We start from the raw sequence: 18818 nt of genomic DNA, 5'->3' as shown, positions 1-18818 counted from the left end.
CCACATTGTTCAAACCAACCAAAGGCTCCTTTACACTACCGGGAGAATCCGGTTATGAGGCACTGACGCTGGAACTTGCCGATCGCTGGGGTGCCGATGTGATCCGTGACAGTGACGGTACAAAGTTGTCCGATGAGATTATCAATGCCGGATACGGCATCTATTCAACCATTTGCACTATTCGGGATCATAATGAGTGGGCATCCCGTAATCTGGATAAACTGCAGCAATGTTTTCTCATTACGAATCCTAAGGTCGCTGTGCAAGATTATGTATCCATCTATCTGATGGAGGACTTCTTCGCTGAACAATTCAGGGTGAATGATTCCAAAGAAGCGTTTAAATATTGGCAAGTTTATGATCGAACGACTGGGGAAGAGGTACCTAGAGGACAATGGAATTATGAAAGGGAATCTGGCAATGTTGTCATTACCGGTGTTGCTCCTTGGCATAAATACACGGTGAGTTTCATGGTCTATCGGATCTGGGAAGAAATCTCCATGTACAATCATACGACGAATAATTGGGATAAAGAGCATCTGATGCAGATTGACCCGATCTATACGGAGACACAAACCTATCTGCTGGATTGGATGGAAAAGTGGTGCCAGGAACACCCGGAAACAACCGTTGTACGTTTTACGTCCCTATTTTATAACTTCGCCTGGATCTGGGGCAGTGATGAGCGGAACCGCCATCTGTTCTCGGATTGGGGTTCATACGATTTCACGGTAAGTTCGAGAGCACTGGATCTGTTTGCTCAGAAATTTGGGTATTCACTCTCAGCCGAGGACTTTGTAAATGGCGGTAAATATCAGGTCACTCATATGCCTGCGGATCAGCGCAAACTGGACTGGATGGCATTTATCAATGATTTTGTCATTGAATTCGGCAAGAAATTAATTGATATTGTGCACAAACATAACAAGCTGGCGTATGTCTTCTATGATGACAGCTGGGTGGGAATGGAGCCGTACAATGATCGCTTTGAGGAGTTTGGATTCGACGGCATGATCAAATGTGTGTTCTCCGGTTATGAGGCTAGAATGTGCTCAGGCGTTAAGGCTGATACCCATGAGATTCGCTTGCATCCCTACTTGTTCCCAGTTGGCTTAGGCGGGCTTCCTACCTTTAAGGAGGGAGGAGACCCTACCCTGGATGCGAAGAAATATTGGATTAATATCCGGCGTGCGCTGCTGCGTGAGTCGATTGACCGGATTGGATTGGGTGGATATTTGCATCTGGTTGAGCCTTACCCGGACTTTGTGGATTATATCGAGAAGATTGCCCATGAATTCAGGGAAATGAAAGAGCTGCATCAGGCTGGAAAGCCTTATCAGATCAAGACAAAGGTAGCCGTGCTGCATAGCTGGGGCAAGTTAAGATCGTGGACCTTGTCCGGTCATTTTCATGAAACACATATGCATGATCTGATTCATGTGAATGAGGCATTAGCCGGGTTGCCTGTTGACGTGCAGTTTATTGATTTTGATGATATTTGTCAGGGCGCGTTGAAGGATGTAGATGTCGTCATCAATGCCGGCTCTGCAGGTTCAGCATGGAGCGGTGGAGAGCATTGGAGTGACCACAAGTCTGTGGACTTATTGACCCAATGGGTGTATGAGGGTGGTACCTTTATTGGCATTAACCAGCCTTCGGCAATGGACGGGTACGACAGCTATTTTAGAATGGCGCATGTGCTTGGAGTGGATGAGGATACAGGCGCCAGAGTTGTCCATGGAAAATGGTCGTATGAGGTTAATGATGAGTATGGTTTGGTGCCTGAGGGAGCCAGCATACTTCCGAAAAAGAACATTTATCTTACTGATGGATCAGCAGCTGTAGTGAGTGAAACGGATGGTCGAATCACACTGTCCACACATGCTTTTGGAAAAGGAAAAGGGATCTATTTACCTTCCTTCGAATTCAGCTGGGAAAATACAAGACTACTTCTGAATTTGATTCGATTTGCGGGCAATGAATTCCATGAAACAAAGTACATCACGGATAACTTGTACACCGAGTGCGCCTACTACCCTGAGAGCAACATATTGGTTGTGATCAATAATAGCGATCAGGTTCAGTCCACGACGATCAGTACAGAGCATGGAAAACAGACCATGGAATTGGACCCGTATGATACGGTGATCACCAAAATTGGTTTAACAAAATCGGTATCCCCATAGCATGATGACTCGATAGACCGTATCCCTTAACTAGGGAGCGGTCTATTTTAGTTATTAGGGCGTGTCTGAAAACTCCGAAGGAAGAAGATTTTATAGTACGGATATTACTGTATAGTGTTAACACTATTTAGTAGAATATTTAAATAAGGATAGGGATCATGAGCCCTAATATATTATTGTTTTCATCTTTTGAAAGGAGAGAATGCCCTAATGTACAGTTATAAAATGTTGGACAAGATAAGCATGGAAACACTTCACGAGGCGTTTGTGGATGCGTTCTCCGACTACCAGGTTAAAATGGATTTGCCTTTTTGGAAGTTTCAACAGATGCTCCAACGAAGGGGTTATCACCCCGAAATATCTATGGGAGCCTTTAAGGATGAGAGAATGGTCGGATTTGTTATCAATGGACTTCGAAGCTGGAATGGAAAGACAACTGCATATGACCTTGGTACAGGCGTTGTAAAAGATTGCAGACGGCAGGGCATTACAAGCGATCTGCTCTTAAATATTCAAAAGCTGTTAAAAGAAAAAAATGTAGAGCAATATTTGCTGGAAGTCATCCAATCCAACGAATCTGCAGTTCAGCTGTACAGTAAACAAAACTTCAAAATTCAAAGGGAAGTTTCATGTTTCCAGTTGCAAAAAGATAAATTCATACCGCAAACGACCTGCACGGTGGAATGTGTCGAGAGAATCGATTTGGAGCAGTTTAAGGAATTTTGGGATGTGGAGCCCTCCTGGCAAAATTCAATTGATTCCATCTACGCTGTACCGGAGGCTTTTATCTATGTCGTTGCACGTCAGGGTCACAGCATTGTTGGCTATGGCATTATAGATAAAAAAACAGGTGATGTTCCACAGCTTGCAGTGAACCAAAATTACCGGGGCAAAGGTATTGCAAGCAGCATCCTGACAGAGATGGTCCAACGCACAGAATCTCCTAGAATCAGTGTCCTCAATGTGGAGTCTCATCTGAAACCGATGCAAGATTTCCTCCTGGTCAAATCAGGTTTTGCATATCATGTGGGCCAGTACGAAATGCTCTTGAAATTATAACGTGATCGCCGTTTCGACTTAGAATCAGATCGGGTTCATACGAAAATATGTGGGGAGTTAGTGTCTGTCCTGTTGGGCCAGTTGAACGGGAGGTTGATTAAAGGCTTCCCGGAAATCCTGGATTACAGTATCCAACCCATCCTGTACTCGTTATAATAATGTTGATATATGACATGGTTAGAGGAGACAAAGACATAACATGAGCCGAAAGACATACTGTAAGCGTATTCAGTTTCTGGATGATTGGAGTCTCAAAACCAAGTTGTACATATTGTTCATTTTTTGTGTGCTGGTCCCGGTCCTGGTCACAAATACCGTGTTTTACCTAAGCATCAAAGGTAACATTGAAGAGAAGGAGCATAGCCGATTTAATGAAATGCAGCAAAGGATCAAGTTCAACCTGCGGAACAGTATAGACAATAGCTTGTATGTGTCCAATTTTCTCTATACCGATGGAACGCTGAACCGGTTCATGGAGTTCAAGTATCGCGATCAGGAAGACTATTACTCTGCCTACTATGATATGCTTAGCAACAACAATCTGGTCAGGTACTACTACAGCTACCAGCAGGTGAATCAAATTACGTTTTATGTTGGCAATGATACCTTCGTCAATGGAGGAAACTTCATTAAGCTGGATGATGAGGTGAAGAAAAGTGATTGGTATCAAGCGCTGATGAACACAAGCGACCATATCATGATCTATTCGTATTTTGACAAACAGCAGGCGGAGATGTCGCAAAGTCAGGGAGGACGCAAAGTAAGCATTATTCGTAAGCTGGATTACTTTGGAGAGCAGCAGGTTGAAAAGGTGTTAAAGGTTGATCTGGACTACGCTTTCATCAACAAATCGCTTAAAAACGAGGGGGCAAATGGGAAGGTGTATGTCGTTTCGGATGGCAGGGTCATTTTCTCGAACGATTCAAAAATGAACCAGACGCGCAAGCCATTTAATCTGATTGCGAACAGTCCAATTGACCCTGTTCAATCCATGCAATCGATTCCCGTCGTATCCGAGGATTGGCAGATTGTCGTCAGCACGGAGAAATTGGACGTTCTGTCGGAGATTGTTAATTCCAAGCTTAATTTAACTTTGCTGATCATTCTTAATCTGTTGGTGCCCACACTGCTGATCTGGTTGATATCCAGATCACTGGTCATCAGAGTTGATCGGATAGCGAAGCACCTGGATCAAGTGAAGCATGAGAAATTTGAGGTGATATCGGGACCTGTGGGCAAGGACGAGATCGGTAGCCTGACCCATAGTTATAACATGATGGTCATCAAGATCAAGAACTTGATTGAGATTGTGTTTAAGGGTCAAGTGGAGCGGCAAGCCCTTGAGCTCTCCAAGAAGCAGGCGGAGCTGAAAGCCCTTCAGAGTCAGGTGAATCCCCATTTCATGTTCAACACGCTTGAAACGATCCGTATGAGGAGTTTGATCAAGGATGAACTTGAAACCTCCGATGTCATTCATAGACTGGCACTGCTGTTACGTCAGACGATCAATTGGGGCGACGATCTGATTACAATTGCAGAGGAAATCAATTTTGTGGAGAGTTATCTGAGTATCCAGCAGTATCGCTTTGGCGAAAAGCTGCAATTTGCAATCCAGATCACAGACGAATCCATTGCTGCCATGATGATACCCAAACTAACCGTTCTCACCTTTGTGGAGAATGCTTGTATCCATGGCATTGAGGGGACGTCGAATGATGGGGTCGTGGAGGTATTATTCGAAATTCGAAGTAATGAACTGTACATTTCCATTCGAGATACCGGAGTTGGTATGGATCAGGACAAGCTGGCCTCGCTCCGCAAAATGATGCAAGACCCGAGTATGGATCGGATGAGCGAGCTTAGCAGCATTGGTATGATGAATGCATATATTCGGCTGCGGATGTATTTTGATGATTTCGTTCAGGTGCACATATTCAGTGAAAAGGGGAAGGGAACAACGATTGGCATTCAAATTCCTCTTATGCAGGCATCCCAAGAATAAGGAGCGAGGATATGATCAACGTGCTGATTGTGGACGATGAGCCATTTATTCGCCAAGGACTTCAATTGTTAATTGATTGGGAGTCTTACGGATTTCAGATTTGCGGTCAGGCTTCCAATGGCATGCAGGCATTGGAGTGCATACGCGCTATGCAGCCCGATCTGGTGATTTCCGACATTAAGATGCCGGAAATGGACGGATTACAGCTTGCCAAAACCCTGTACGAGCAATATAGCGGTGACATCAAGCTGATTCTTCTAAGTGGATTCTATGAGTTCGGATATGCCAAGCAGGCTATTAAATATCAGGTGGATGACTACATTCTCAAGCCTATTGTGAAGACCGAATTGGTTCAGGTGCTTGAGGAGTTCAAGGTCGCATTTAATGCGCGGACGGAAGAGAAGCGATATCAGCAAAAAAAAGATCGGATTATTATGGCTCAGCATATGCAGTCAATCTTGCTTGGGGTGGCTGAGGAGGATGCTGTTACGAGTCTGCAGCCCCACTATCAAGATGCCGGCATACTGCGTTGCATCCTGATTGAAACGGAAGCTGGTCCAGAACAGGGAACGGATTGGTGCGCTCGGGTTGAGGCATGGGTGGGTAAACCTTTTCCGGGACAAATTTTGAAGCCGTTCACAGGTGATAAAAATGCGGTTCTGCTCATTGTTACGGACCTGATGGTGAACCGTGCGGCAGTGACCTTGGAGCAATATTTAACCCGATTACATGCCGATCTGAGCCATGATCAAGAGACGGCTGTTGCTTGTTATGTCGGGAAGGAAGTACATGAGTTGGAGGCGCTGCACGAGTCTTATCAATCCTGCGGCATAATGAAAAGCTTACGTTTCTTCACCACTTGCAGGCCCATTTATTACTTCGAACTTATGGATACGACCTTATTTGTTAACCGGCCGGGACAGTTCGAAAAACAATTGTTTGATGGGCTAGTCAAGTCTATTGAGGAACAGCAAACGGATGAGTTATACAGTCATGTAAAGGCCATTTTTCAATTTTTTCTGGATGAACGAATCGAGCCTGGTATTGTCCGCATCCACTTGCATTATTTGGCATACACATTGCTGGATCTCGTGAATAACGATACGCTTACTCCAGATTCCGGGCTGATGGAATCGACTTTTCTGAAGGTGAACTACGCGATGTTATCCATGGAGGAAAACATTGAACATTTATGCGAATTCTCGCTCATGTGCGCAGAGAAACTGAAGGAGCAGCAAAAGTCAAATGCGATGGGAGTATTAGCCAAAATTGAGGCCTTCATTCACGAGCATTACAGAGAAAATATCAGCCTGAAATTGCTCGGGGAGCAGTTTTACATGAATAGTGCATATCTGGGTCAGATTTTCAAAAAGCATTTCTCGATCAGCTTCAGTGATTATTTGAATCAATTGCGTATTGAGGAAGCCGCCCGGCTGTTGCGCAGAACAGATCAGAGAGTATACGAAATCGCAACAATGGTGGGATATCGGGATTCCGATTACTTTATTAGCCGGTTCGAGAAACTCATGGGGGAGACTCCTGCACAATATCGTAAAAGTGCCCATGCTGCGTACTCTCTTGATTAACATCCTGCACTCCTTGACGGAGCGGCGGGATATTTTTTTTCGCAGATGCTGGAATTAGTGGGATTCCAACTATAGTTTATCCCGTTGAGAGGGGCATGGAAGCATGATAATTTTAAATCAGCCTTTGGAAAGCGCTTTCCGAAAAGCTTCTGTCAATATAATCGATGGAGGGGTCATGATGAAAAAGGATGTTAGAAAAAGAATCATGTATAGTGCTCTGCTCGCTTTAATACTGGTCATCGCACTCACTGGATGTACACCGGGATCGTCCTCGAAAGGGGAAAAGACAGCAGATGGAAGGGAATTGAAACAATTTTCTGCATTTTTTGCCGTACCGGGAAAAATTGCGCCTGACGATAATCGGGTGTTAAAGGCTATTGAGGAGAAAACAGGCGTACGAGTCACGATGGACTGGCTTACGGGCCAAACAGCCAAAGAGCGAATTGGAGTACTCATTGCAGGCGGCGAATATCCCGATTTTATCGATGGGAGTGATGGTACTCAGCAATTGGTAGCAGCAGGGGCGTTAGTACCACTGGAGGATTACATCGATAAATATCCAAACATCAAAAATTACCTGGGCGAAGACTGGAAGAAGATGAAAAATACGACGGATGGACATATCTACTTCATTCCTCAATTCGGCAATATACAAGAAAAGTCAATGAAAGTATCCCATGACGGAGAAGCATTCTGGATTCAGAAGGCCGTACTGGAGTGGGATAATTATCCGTCAATCAAAACGCTTGACCAATACTTTGACTTGATTGAACGGTATAAAGCAGCTCACCCGACTGTTGATGGTCAGCCCACAATTGGATTTGAAATTATCTCCTATGACTGGCGTTATTTCGCACTGGAGAACCCTCCGCTCTTCATGGCTGGTTATCCTAACGAAGGCGCAGTCATCGTTGATAAAGAAACACTGACGGCCAAAAACTATAATACCATTCCGGAAGCGAAGGCATATTTCAAGAAAATTAATGAGGTATATCATCAAGGCCTCGTCGATAACGAAACCTTTACAGCAAACTATGACCAATATATCTCCAAAATTTCAACCGGACGTGTGCTGGGCATGGTGGATCAAGGATGGCAGTTCCTTGACGCCGAGGCATCACTCGTGAAGCAAAAATTGTATGACAAAACCTATGTACCGTTGTCCATTACACTTTCCGAGGATGTTAAAGGGCGTTATCAGAACAATCCAATCCTTAACGTGAATGGTGGCCTGGCCATTACAAAGAGCTGTGAGGATATCGAGGGAGCACTTCAATATATTAATGATTTGCTGGACCCTGAGATGGAGGTATTGAGAACCTGGGGGCAGGAAGGCGTGGATTACCAAGTCGATGACAAAGGCGTGTTCTCCAGGAATGAAGAGCAACGTGCGAATTCCAAAGATCCGGACTGGGTGCTGGCAAACACGGGAAGCCCGTTGGTCTATTTCCCGCATCATGAAGGCATGACCGCTGACGGGAAGAATGCCCTTGACCCTAAGGAGCAGCCGGAAGAGTACCTTGCCACATTGAATGACATCGACAAAAAAGTGCTGAAGGCTTATGGATATACGAAGTTTACTGACTTCCTTGAGCCTGCGGAGGAAAATGAACCGTGGTTCCCGATCTATACCTATAATTTCGAACCAAATAAACCGGAGACCATCGCCAGACAGAAAATGGACGATGTAAAACGCAAATGGCTGCCAAAAGTGATTATGACTTCACCAGCCGAATTTGATAAGGCTTGGGAAGAATATCAAGCCACGCTCAAGGAAAGCGCAGATATTAAAGCGTATGAAGATGCGCTGACGGAAGAAGTCCGCAGACGTATGGAACTGTGGGGATAAGGCCTGTCACACAGAAAGGCTATGGGGAACCCCGTAGCCTTTCTTACACGCTAGATTGGGAGATTGGATAGGAATGGAATCGATTCACCCAGACTGGGTGATATAGATAAACTCGTAAGCAAGGAGAGAAAAACATGGCCAAAAAGGAGCTGCAGCCTTCGTTAAAAACCAGCCATATCCCAGCGGGAACAAGCTGGATCGGGTACAACCTGTCCAGAATGAAAAGTCAGCGACAATTAATGTGGATGTCATTTCCGTTTATTGCGTTTATCGCTATTTTTGCGTATGGACCATTATGGGGCTGGTTGATGGCGTTTCAGAATTATAGACCGGGCATTGGTTTTATGGAGCAGGATTGGGTGGGGGTGGATCATTTTCGAACGTTATTCACGGACCCTACATTTTTACGTGTCATTCGCAATACGCTGGCGATGAGCCTGATCAGTCTGTTTCTGGGATTTGTCGGCTCGATTGGTCTGGCGCTGTTATTGAATGAACTGCGAATGGTATTGTTCAAACGCGTGGTACAGACGGTTTCCTATCTTCCACATTTCCTGTCGTGGATCATCGTAACAGGTATTGTTGCGAATGTATTATCAACGGAAACAGGAATAGTGAATGTGCTGTTGACGAAATTGGGCCTGATTGATGCACCGATCAATTTTTTTGCCGAACCCAAATACTTCTGGGGAATTGTAGGTCTGTCCAGCATGTGGAAGGAAATTGGATGGGGCACGATTATTTATCTGGCGGCCATGGCGTCGATTAATCCAAGCTTGTACGAGGCAGCTTCCATCGACGGAGCCGGACGGTTTCGTAAAATGTTTAATGTCACACTTCCAAGCATCAAACCAACGATTATTATCCTGCTTATCATCAACGTTGGTAACGTACTGAACGCGGGTTTTGAGATTCAATACTTGCTGGGGAACGGACTTGTGCAGGATGTATCCGAGACGATTGACATTTTTGTTTTGAAATACGGGATTAATCTCGGCAACTACTCACTTGCCACCGCAGCAGGCATTTTCAAAAGTGTGGTCAGTCTGGTGCTCATATTTATCGCCAACGGGATTGCCAAGTCTCTTGGTGAAGAGCGATTGATATGATAAGGGGGCAGAGCTGTGAAACGATTTAGCAGAAAACGAAGCTTGGGTGACTCTATTTTTTCCATCACCAATGGCATATTTATGTTGCTTGTCATGGTTGTTACGTTATATCCTTTTTTAAACACCATTGCCGTATCTTTCAATAACGGGCTGGATACGATCCGCGGGGGGATCTATCTCTGGCCGAGGGAATGGACGCTGCAAAATTACGTCTCCGTATTCCAAAACCCGAATCTGACACAAGCCGCATTTGTTTCGGTCGCCAGAACTGTGGTGGGAACGGTTGTACAGCTGTTCTGTACAGCCATGCTGGCCTATGTGCTGAGCCGCAAGGAGTATATGTTCAACAAATTGGTCACAACGCTGTTTGTCATGACGATGTATTTCAGCGGCGGCTTAATTCCGGGATACATGCTGATCAAACAAGTGGGGCTGCTGAACAGCTTCTGGGTATACATTATTCCCGGGTTGATCGGGGTGTTCAACATGATCGTCATTCGTACCTACATTCAGGGACTGTCCGAGGGATTGATTGAATCCGCGAAGATGGATGGAGCCGGAGATTTTCGGATTTTCATGCGTATCGTGCTACCCTTATCCAAGCCGGTTCTGGCTACAGTTGCACTGTTTATTGCTGTAGGTCAGTGGAACTCCTGGTTTGACTCCATGTTGTACACGGCGGGAAATCGGAATTTGACCACCTTGCAGTATGAGCTGATGAAATTGTTATCCTCTGCGACCTCACAGGGGGGAACCGTCAACGTGGATTCATTCAAAAATGTAACCAACATGGTGACGCCTGTGTCCATTCGGGCAGCCATCACGGTTGTGACGGCAATGCCGATCGTTTTACTGTATCCGTTCTTGCAAAAATACTTTGTGACTGGACTAACCATTGGAGGGGTAAAAGAATGAAAAATGCAAATCAAAGCGAACAATGCACGTTTAACAATCCGATTATGCCCGGGTTTTATCCAGATCCATCTGTATGCCGGGTGGGTGAAGATTTTTATCTGGTGACATCAACATTTGCCTATTTTCCTGGCGTTCCGATCTTTCAGAGCCGTGATCTTGTAAATTGGAAACAGATTGGAAATGTGCTGGACCGCCCTTCACAGTTGAATCTTCAGGGAGCAGGCCATTCACAGGGGATATTCGCTCCAACGCTTCGGTATCATGAAGGCACCTTCTATATGATTACAACCAATGTATCACATGGCGGCAATTTTGTTGTAACCGCTACCGACCCGGCTGGGCCATGGTCTGATCCTTATTTTATTGAAGGCGCAGAAGGCATAGACCCTACGATTTTCTTCGATGGCGGCAAAGCGTATTACCTTGGTACACGTCCTTGCTCTGAGGGAGTTCGTTATAATGGCAATTGGGAAGTTTGGCTGAGAGAGCTTGATCTGGGCAGTATGAAGCTGGTGGGAGACAGTTACGTTCTGTGGCGCGGGGCGATGGTAGATGTCATCTGGCCGGAAGGCCCGCATCTGTATAAGATCGATGAATATTACTATTTATTGATTGCAGAGGGAGGCACAGGGCCAAACCATGCGGTGACCATTGCTCGTAGTAAAAGTTTGACCGAAGGATACGTCGGGAATCCGAATAATCCAATCATTACACATCGCCATTTGGGTAAACGTTACCCTGTTGTTAATGTCGGACATGCCGACTTGGTGCAGGCTGAGAACGGTCAATGGTTCATGGTCATGCTTGCTTCGCGTCCATATGGAGGGAGCTATAGCAACCTGGGGCGGGAGACGTTCCTTGCTTCTGTTGTTTGGGAGGACGGATGGCCTGTTGTCAATGAGGGCCGCGGGATCCTGGAGGAGCAGGGTACGTTGGATTTGAAGCCTGTTCCGGTAGAACCGCAACTGCGTTTTGACCATTTTGACAGCGATTGTCTGGGTTTGCAATGGATGTTCCTGCGCAATCCTCAGGAGGATCTCTATTCATTAACCGAACGAAAAGGATACTTGCGGCTGAAGCTGAAACCGCAAACATTGAAGGAAAAAGAAAATTCCAGCTTTGTTTGTCTGCGTCAAAGGCATATGGATTATGTCGCAGCTACAGCGATGGAATTTGTGCCTGGAAATGAAAACGAAACGGCTGGTCTTGTCGTCATTCAGAACGATCTGTATCACGTACGGATTGAGCGTGCTCTGGCGGAGAAACAGCAGGTGCTGCGTGTGCTGACCTGTATAGATGGTCAGGATACCCACATTGCGCAAATCGCACTGGAGGGTGATGTATCGCAGGTATATATCAAACTGGCCGCAACAGGTCAGCAACTAAACTTCTATTACAGCACAGATGGAAGTCAGTATCATCTGGTGGCGGAACAGGTGGATACAAGCAGCTTGAGCACCGAAGTAGCCGGCGGCTTTGTTGGCTGTTGTATCGGAATGTTTAGCAGTAGCAACGGTACTTCTTCCGATCAGGTAGCAGACTTTGACTGGTTTGAATATGGTTCATATAAATAATATTTAGATGACAGAATAACAGCAAGAAAGCTCAATCCGGTGGCGGTAGTCCAGGGATTGAGCTTTTTTTTCGTTCTTTTTGCCAAAGGGTTATGGGGAGGCGTTACAGTCTATTGTCCAGCTTCATGTGCTGAGCTTTTTATGATGTTAACTATTTTACGCTGAGCATCCCTGGCTTCCGGAATCGGATAGAGGACAAAGACATGGTTCATTTTGGGGTAAACGTATGTTTGATGATCGATTCTTTGATCCGTCAGCTGTTTGTCGAGCTTCATATTATCAGGAAACAAGCCCTCGTGAGTCCCGATAAAGATACTGATTTTGCCCAAACCGGCGAAATCTCCGTAGATTGGACTGATTAACGGATCGTTCAACGGTTTGTCAGCTGCCCAGATCCGCCGGATGACATCATACCCTTCCACAGCGAGCATAGGGTCGCGGGTCTCGTAATCAAATATGACCGGATTGTCCAGCACCATATCCACACAAGGTGAGAACAAGATGATATCTTTGGGCTGCGGGAGATCATACATCTTCAGAAAATGGGCCAAGGCTAGGGATATGTTCCCGCCTGCGGAATCCCCCATAATGGTGAATTGTGCCGGGTCGTCCACAGAGGCGAGCAGATCCCGGTATAGATTGAGCAGTTTCGGATACGTGTGCTGATAGTTAAAATGCGGAACCTTTGGATAGATGGGAGCAACAACTTTGGCATTCAGAGCCTGAGCCATGCGGTCCATGAATTTCCAGTGTAAAGACAGCGGCTGGTGTGTATGCGCCCCGCCATGAATGTAGAGAATGACCCTCTGTTCACGGGAATGCTGATCGTTTAATGTGAATACCTGCATGTCTTCAAGGGAGCGCTCTTTGATGGAAGATGACAGTTTTGTTTTACCCAAGGTATAAGGTTTAATGTTTTCCAAGCCCATAAGATCCAGGTGTTTGCGAGTAAGCTCGCGTGTTGAAAAAAATTTCTTGGTATCTAACGTTCCGATATATTTCTCAAATAGAAAGCTCGTCAACGAGCGTTTGTGATTATGGATATACATGTTCATTGAGGAATCACCCTTCCTGATAGAGATCAGATATACGATCTGTGGAGACTATAAGTTAAGTATAAAGGTTGAAGTGTACTTCAAGGTCAATCTTAATTTTTCCATCAAACCGTTTACGGTTAGAGTAAAGCATGGTACCCGTTCTATGTTATGATATTTGCATCTTCAAAAGTTCGATTGAAGGGGCATAGCGTATGAATCAGAGCATACAACAGTTTAAAGCAGATTTTTTCAAAGCGTTGGCACACCCGATGCGGATTCAGATTCTGGAACTGCTGAGTGAAGGAGCCAAAAACGTGAATGAACTGCAAAGCATTCTGGGGTCGGAAGGCTCTGCCGTTTCACAGCAACTGGCTGTATTGCGCAGCAAAAACGTGGTCCACGGGATAAAAGAAGGGACAACCGTCACCTATTCGCTGCGTGATCCGCTGATTAAGGACCTGTTGGCAGTCACCAAACAGATTTTTGACAATCATCTGGTTGATGCCATTTCCATGCTGGAAGATATTCGTAAAGAGTCCTGACACAATAAACAAGAGCAACTGGGTGTAATCACCGGAGGTTCTTGTTTTTTTGTGTTAGGTTCCTGCTGGGATTGTGCTTAATCCGATTGACAGGACGTATGCAGGGGAGTAGTCTTTTAAATATATTCAAATATTCAAATATATGAAGAAAAGAAGGTTTTTGTGCATGAAATGGATGGGGAGATATGCAGGGTACAATGCTGTCGCTTTTCGCAAGGATCTGTTATCGGGACTGATTGTAGGTATCATTGCGATTCCACTCGGTATGGCTTTTGCCATCGCTTCCGGGGTCAAACCGGAGTATGGATTGTATACCACAGTAATCGCAGGGATTCTCATTTCCTTGCTGGGTGGGTCCAAGTTCCAGATTGGCGGGCCAACGGGGGCATTTATTCCGATCCTCTTTGCCATTGTGATGCAGTATGGATATGAGAATCTGCTGATCGCCGGAATGATGGCAGGATTGATGCTTGTACTAATGGGTGTATTCAAGCTTGGGGCATTAATCAAGTTTATTCCAAGGCCGGTGACGATCGGTTTTACGGCGGGCATCGCCGTCATTATTTTTAGCGGACAAATTACGAACTTTCTGGGGCTTCGAGGCATCGAGAAACACGAGGATTTCTGGTCCAATATGAAAGAAATCGGGATGCATATCTCGACGATTAATATATACAGCGTGCTTACAGCTGGAATCTGTCTGGCTGTTCTTCTGCTTGTGCCCAAGTTTGCACCAAAGGTGCCTGCATCACTGGTGGGGCTGGTTCTTTCGACGGTAGTCGCGGCGTTCTTTTTTGAAGGGCAGGTGGCTACAATTGGTTCGTCCTTTGGCGCCATACCTAACTCCTTGCCTCAGTTTCATATGCCTGAGATCACTTGGGAGCGTATCATGAACTTGCTGCAACCCGCTTTTGTCATTGCCATGCTGGGTGGAATTGAATCGCTGCTGTCAGCTGTTGTTGCCGATGGCATGACCGGAAGCCGGCATAACAGCAATCGAGAGTTGATTGGGCAGGGGATTGCTAATATGGTGACGCCGTTGTTTGGTGGTATTCCTGCAACAGGAGCGATTGCACGTACAGCAACAAATATCAAATCCGGCGCAGTATCGCCATGGTCTGGCGTGATTCACGGTGTAGTGGTTTTGCTGGTACTTGTTCTCTTTGCGCCATACGCATCCCACATTCCTCTTGCCAGTATGGCTCCCGTTCTCATGCTGGTTGCCTGGAATATGAGTGAACGAAGATCCTTCGTGCATGTCATGAAAACCAAAACGAGTGATTCACTCGTTCTGCTCATTACCTTTTTGCTTACGGTATTTACAAGTTTAACAACGGCTGTAGAGGTTGGGTTAATTCTGGCGGTCCTTTTATTTGTTAAACGCATGAGTGAGATGTTGAAGGTTGCCAAAGTACTGCCCGATCCCGATCATAAACATGAGAAAGTCATGGCCCACATGGTTCGGGAAGGACATGACTGTCCGCAAATAAGCCTGTATACAATTGAAGGGCCACTGTTTTTCGGCGCAGCGGATATGTTCGAGAAGTCGGTCATGGATTCAATTCATCGGCGACCGGGCATTTTGCTGTTGCGCATGGGCAAGGTACCTTTTATGGATACAACAGGCGAGGCTAACCTGGCGAGTTTAATCAAGCATTTTGAACGGTCGGGCGGAATTGTATTGTTATCGGGCATACAAGAGCAGCCGCTTGAGATGTTGAAACGAACGGGTCTGTTAGAGCGTTTAAATCCTGCCCATCGGTTTGAACATACTGGGGAAGCCATTAATTATGCGTTACAGCATTTAAACGAGGAGAAGTGTAAGGGGTGCAAACATTTTGCCTTTCGTGAATGTGCTGTATTGTCGAGCGCTGGAACCGATCCAGAGCGTAATAGCCTGCTGAAATCTGGGAAGCGGGTCAATGCAAGCAGTTCTGTATAATCCACTCAAGAGAAAGGAAACTTGGAATTCCAAAGATGATGCACCAGTTTGAAATATATATTCTGGAAAATTAACGAAAAATAGACTATGTTATAGGTTGATAGGTGAATACGGTTACATCGTTCATCAGATGAGAAATAATCATATAAACTGAAGGAGTATACATATGTCCATTCAACCGACTGCTTTACGTTCAGTGCTTAACCCCAGGTATCTGGAGTCTGCATTGAGCAATCAGTATGACATTGGAACATGGGAAGAATGTTTGTTTTGGCTTAGAGGATTGAATGATACCTACCGGGTTCGCACGTCCAGTGGCATGTATATTCTCCGGATCTACCGCACTGAAATTACGGAGGCAGATGTTCAGTATGAGCTTTCGTTATTGTCTCAACTGAAGAACGTTCTAGGTTCTGCGGAACATACCGACATTGGAGAATACATCGAGAAGAAAGATCATACGGGATATACGGTGTTGGAGGCTGCGGAAGGCAAGCGGGTTGCTGTGATGTTTCGGTATATTGAGGGTACGGAGAACAACCTGGAGGATGAGGAGTCTTGTTACGCCTTTGGTCAATCTGCCGCTGAATTGCATGAAGCTATGGATCAGGTGAACATGGAGCTGCCACGATATGAGCTGGATCTAAAGTTACTTATTGACGAACCCCTTGAGCGAATTATCCACTATATCGGTGAGAACAATGAAGCAGCAGCATTTCTCCATACGTTTGCCACAACGTTAAAAGAACGCATCGTTGCCACTTCCAGACAAGACCTGGACTTTGGTCTGTGCCATGGCGATATGCATGGGAATAACAATGTATTTCAACAGGAACATCAGTTCATCCATTATGACTTCGAGTGGGCAGCCAAAGGCTGGCGTGCCTATGATTTAGCTCAAGTGAAAGTTCGAAAAAGACAGTCTGATGAGCGAAAAGCAGCATTATGGGATGCGCTAATGGCAGGGTATCGTTCAGTCAGAAGCTTCTCTGCCGAAGATGAGCAGGCGGTTGATCTCTTTATTGTTGCTCGCCGATTCTGGGTGATGGGTCTGGATGTTGCTTTTATCGAGAGTGATACGGGTGCGCTGGACTATGGTTCGGATTGGCTGGATAGTTTCGTGGAAGAATTCCGGGATACGGGGATTATATCCTAGCAAATGATGAATATTATTTAGGTGTAGGTTTGATTGTTTTAAGACCCTTCCGAGTCAACTTGAACTCGGGAGGGTCTTTTTCATCTTATATTGAAGGTAACAGGGGCACTTATTAGTTGGATGATGATGAAGAAGCGGCAGCAGCCGATGCTGCGGCAGCTGCGGCCATGGCTGCCTGCTGGGCAATAATAATGTTTGTGATGCTGGTTGAGATGGTTGTGGTTAGAACACCGTTGCGCAGATCCTCTACATGTTGTATGGCTACCAGAGCAGACGAGAACAGGAGCAACTCCTGTTTGTCGATTGACCAGGCACCGAAGCCTTTTTGAGTCCGTAACCAGTCATTTGTTTCCGCGATTTCATTCACTAATGAGTCTCTGTCCGAAGGCAGTAGAGAAAGTATCCCAAGAGAGGGTAATGTGTACGTTTTATCCATTCGGAGATCCCTTTTGCGAAAAGCTTCATTTAAGGCAATCACTCGAGCCCCTGCATCCGGGACATCTTCTCCAAGAACCAGGACCTGTGTTAACGCCTGCACACTGTTTCTGGAAGAGAACTCCGGTTTTAATTCCCCATAAAGTTGTTCCATACGTGCCACACCGGTATCTACGTCGAGATCGGAAAGGGCTAACATGGCAGCGAAAATGTAGTCATCCTGTCCAGTGAGGAAACGATGCTCTGCTTTCATGCCGTCATAAAATGATTTGGCCCGCTCCACCGTAGGTTGAAACTGGTCAGGTGATGTCTGAGTAGCGATCTGATAGGCGGCAATAACCAGATAATCAGAGTTGCGGAATTTGATCTCTTTCATCAAATCATAGACATGCAGGGTATCTGCCAGCTTTGTGTCCTCATTCGTTGTAAGGGAGAGCATGGCAGCAATGCTAATGGCCGAATTACCTCTGAATGCAGAGAAGAGTTTTGTGTTTTGCTTAATCAACTCATGGCTTTGACGAATAGCTTCCCCATCTGCTGTTTTATTCTCCGCTGCATAGAGCAGGGCAGCCAGACGGTGCATCATCGCATGTTGCCATTTGAACGACTTCTTGATGATCTGGGTGTTGGAAACAAATAATTCAACTCGTTCTGCATGATGCTGCTGCATAAGCACACCTCCATATTCACTGTTATTCTACAATACCCTTCCAGCTTCCTTCATTCCGTCGGTGTAAACAGATTAGATGATTAGGAATATCAAATGAATTAAAGCGATTATTCCCATAGGGTAGATCAATGATCTGGAGAACCCGTTTTTAAATTCATTTCGAGGATGCTTTTCGAAAAAGAAGTGTAATACGGTATGTATGATGAAAAAGATATCCAGCACCCAAAATGTAATGGTCTGATACGAGCTAAAAAGCAGAGAGAGGATGATGGTGTACATCGGCAAGTGAATCCATGTGAAATACATGTAGGCTTTATCATCTTTCATATCTTTTAATACCATAAACAATTTCCACTCGGACCGCCTGATCGCATCCATTTCATGAAGCAGGAATAGAGACAGGTTAAACAAAAATAAAACCAGTAAAAAGTCAGGCATGTAAAGTCTCCTATTATTCAATTTTATAAAAGCAGGTCAATAGCGAACAAGTCACTTACGGTATAGCGGCCCAAATATACAATACGTGAGTTGTCCTTTGGGGGTTCCAGTAGCCTCCCTGTGGAGTCATGTATAAGAAAGTCTCTGTCACTTTGCTTACACAACGCTACAGTGAATTGTTTATTGAACTGTCTGCCATATTCATTAAGCGGTTATCCTATACCTATATGTGTAGTGAATCCGTTTCCTCACATTCCTTGTTGTATTTCTGCGGCACATCTCGTACAATTTGGTGAAGTAATTCTGCATTGCGTTAAT

The 18818-nt window shown here is 45.4% G+C and carries 14 protein-coding genes; 11 read left to right on the top strand and 3 right to left on the bottom strand.

Annotated elements, in window-relative coordinates; all coding sequences use genetic code 11:
* Positions 1-5: 5 nt before the first annotated feature.
* From gnpA to QF049_RS19400, 8 genes are all read left to right on the top strand, one after another.
* On the top strand, positions 6-2186 hold the full coding sequence (gnpA, locus tag QF049_RS19435; RefSeq protein ID WP_307539852.1) for a 1,3-beta-galactosyl-N-acetylhexosamine phosphorylase: 2181 nt from the start codon (positions 6-8) through the stop codon (positions 2184-2186).
* Positions 2187-2411: 225 nt separating this feature from the next.
* Positions 2412-3245 carry a GNAT family N-acetyltransferase gene (locus QF049_RS19430; protein WP_307539850.1) on the top strand — a complete coding sequence of 278 codons (834 nt, stop codon included), beginning with the start codon at positions 2412-2414 and terminating at the stop codon, positions 3243-3245.
* A gap of 199 nt (positions 3246-3444) precedes the next feature.
* On the top strand, positions 3445-5247 hold the full coding sequence (locus tag QF049_RS19425) for a cache domain-containing sensor histidine kinase (protein ID WP_307539848.1): 1803 nt from the start codon (positions 3445-3447) through the stop codon (positions 5245-5247).
* An 11-nt stretch (positions 5248-5258) separates the two neighbouring features.
* A complete protein-coding gene (locus tag QF049_RS19420) occupies positions 5259-6833 on the top strand; it encodes a response regulator transcription factor (protein ID WP_307539846.1) in 1575 nt (524 codons plus the stop codon).
* Positions 6834-7008: 175 nt separating this feature from the next.
* A complete protein-coding gene (locus QF049_RS19415) occupies positions 7009-8682 on the top strand; it encodes an extracellular solute-binding protein (protein WP_307539844.1) in 1674 nt (557 codons plus the stop codon).
* A 134-nt stretch (positions 8683-8816) separates the two neighbouring features.
* Complete coding sequence (locus QF049_RS19410; protein WP_036606005.1) at positions 8817-9791, top strand: ABC transporter permease; 975 nt, start codon at positions 8817-8819, stop codon at positions 9789-9791.
* A gap of 15 nt (positions 9792-9806) precedes the next feature.
* Positions 9807-10706 (top strand): carbohydrate ABC transporter permease, encoded by a 900-nt coding sequence (locus tag QF049_RS19405; RefSeq protein WP_017690606.1) that lies wholly within the window; start codon positions 9807-9809, stop codon positions 10704-10706.
* A complete protein-coding gene (locus QF049_RS19400; RefSeq protein ID WP_307539842.1) occupies positions 10703-12280 on the top strand; it encodes a glycoside hydrolase family 43 protein in 1578 nt (525 codons plus the stop codon). The genes QF049_RS19405 and QF049_RS19400 overlap by 4 nt, the downstream gene beginning before the upstream one ends.
* A 110-nt stretch (positions 12281-12390) precedes the next feature.
* Here the strand turns inward: QF049_RS19400 and QF049_RS19395 are convergent, their stop codons facing one another.
* Entirely contained in the window at positions 12391-13335 is a 945-nt protein-coding gene (locus tag QF049_RS19395; RefSeq protein ID WP_307539840.1) for an alpha/beta hydrolase, read from the bottom strand.
* Between the two features lie 194 nt (positions 13336-13529).
* Between QF049_RS19395 and QF049_RS19390 the strand changes: the two genes are divergently transcribed.
* The 3 genes from QF049_RS19390 (at position 13530) to QF049_RS19380 (ending at position 16957) form a co-directional block, all read left to right on the top strand.
* Positions 13530-13859, top strand: coding sequence for an ArsR/SmtB family transcription factor (locus QF049_RS19390; protein ID WP_017690603.1), 330 nt, complete (start codon positions 13530-13532; stop codon positions 13857-13859).
* A 166-nt stretch (positions 13860-14025) separates the two neighbouring features.
* On the top strand, positions 14026-15801 hold the full coding sequence (locus QF049_RS19385) for a SulP family inorganic anion transporter (protein ID WP_307539838.1): 1776 nt from the start codon (positions 14026-14028) through the stop codon (positions 15799-15801).
* Between the two features lie 166 nt (positions 15802-15967).
* Positions 15968-16957: a phosphotransferase gene (locus QF049_RS19380; protein WP_307539836.1), complete on the top strand. Its 990-nt coding sequence runs from the start codon at positions 15968-15970 to the stop codon at positions 16955-16957.
* A gap of 112 nt (positions 16958-17069) precedes the next feature.
* Here the strand turns inward: QF049_RS19380 and QF049_RS19375 are convergent, their stop codons facing one another.
* On the bottom strand, positions 17070-18062 hold the full coding sequence (locus QF049_RS19375) for a DUF4003 family protein (protein ID WP_307539834.1): 993 nt from the start codon (positions 18060-18062) through the stop codon (positions 17070-17072).
* 72 nt (positions 18063-18134) lie between these two features.
* The gene (locus QF049_RS19370; RefSeq protein ID WP_150364476.1) at positions 18135-18500 is read right to left on the bottom strand and encodes a DUF6713 family protein; all 366 of its coding nucleotides are present in this window, start codon (positions 18498-18500) and stop codon (positions 18135-18137) included.
* Positions 18501-18818: the final 318 nt, after the last annotated feature.

Origin of the sequence: Paenibacillus sp. W4I10 (assembly GCF_030816325.1) — a bacterium.
GTDB lineage: Bacteria > Bacillota > Bacilli > Paenibacillales > Paenibacillaceae > Paenibacillus > Paenibacillus amylolyticus_B.
This window is presented reverse-complemented; position numbering and strand designations above follow the sequence as displayed.

Bases quoted from the DNA above. Each gene is read 5' to 3' on its own strand.
- QF049_RS19410 (WP_036606005.1), top strand. From the start codon at position 8,817: ATGGCCAAAAAGGAGCTGCAGCCTTCGTTAAAAACCAGCCATATCCCA.
- QF049_RS19380 (WP_307539836.1), top strand. From the start codon at position 15,968: ATGTCCATTCAACCGACTGCTTTACGTTCAGTGCTTAACCCCAGGTAT.
- QF049_RS19375 (WP_307539834.1), bottom strand. From the start codon at position 18,062: ATGCAGCAGCATCATGCAGAACGAGTTGAATTATTTGTTTCCAACACC.
- QF049_RS19430 (WP_307539850.1), top strand. From the start codon at position 2,412: ATGTTGGACAAGATAAGCATGGAAACACTTCACGAGGCGTTTGTGGAT.
- QF049_RS19415 (WP_307539844.1), top strand. From the start codon at position 7,009: ATGATGAAAAAGGATGTTAGAAAAAGAATCATGTATAGTGCTCTGCTC.
- QF049_RS19390 (WP_017690603.1), top strand. From the start codon at position 13,530: ATGAATCAGAGCATACAACAGTTTAAAGCAGATTTTTTCAAAGCGTTG.
- QF049_RS19370 (WP_150364476.1), bottom strand. From the start codon at position 18,500: ATGCCTGACTTTTTACTGGTTTTATTTTTGTTTAACCTGTCTCTATTC.
- QF049_RS19395 (WP_307539840.1), bottom strand. From the start codon at position 13,335: ATGAACATGTATATCCATAATCACAAACGCTCGTTGACGAGCTTTCTA.
- QF049_RS19425 (WP_307539848.1), top strand. From the start codon at position 3,445: ATGAGCCGAAAGACATACTGTAAGCGTATTCAGTTTCTGGATGATTGG.
- QF049_RS19400 (WP_307539842.1), top strand. From the start codon at position 10,703: ATGAAAAATGCAAATCAAAGCGAACAATGCACGTTTAACAATCCGATT.
- QF049_RS19385 (WP_307539838.1), top strand. From the start codon at position 14,026: ATGAAATGGATGGGGAGATATGCAGGGTACAATGCTGTCGCTTTTCGC.
- QF049_RS19420 (WP_307539846.1), top strand. From the start codon at position 5,259: ATGATCAACGTGCTGATTGTGGACGATGAGCCATTTATTCGCCAAGGA.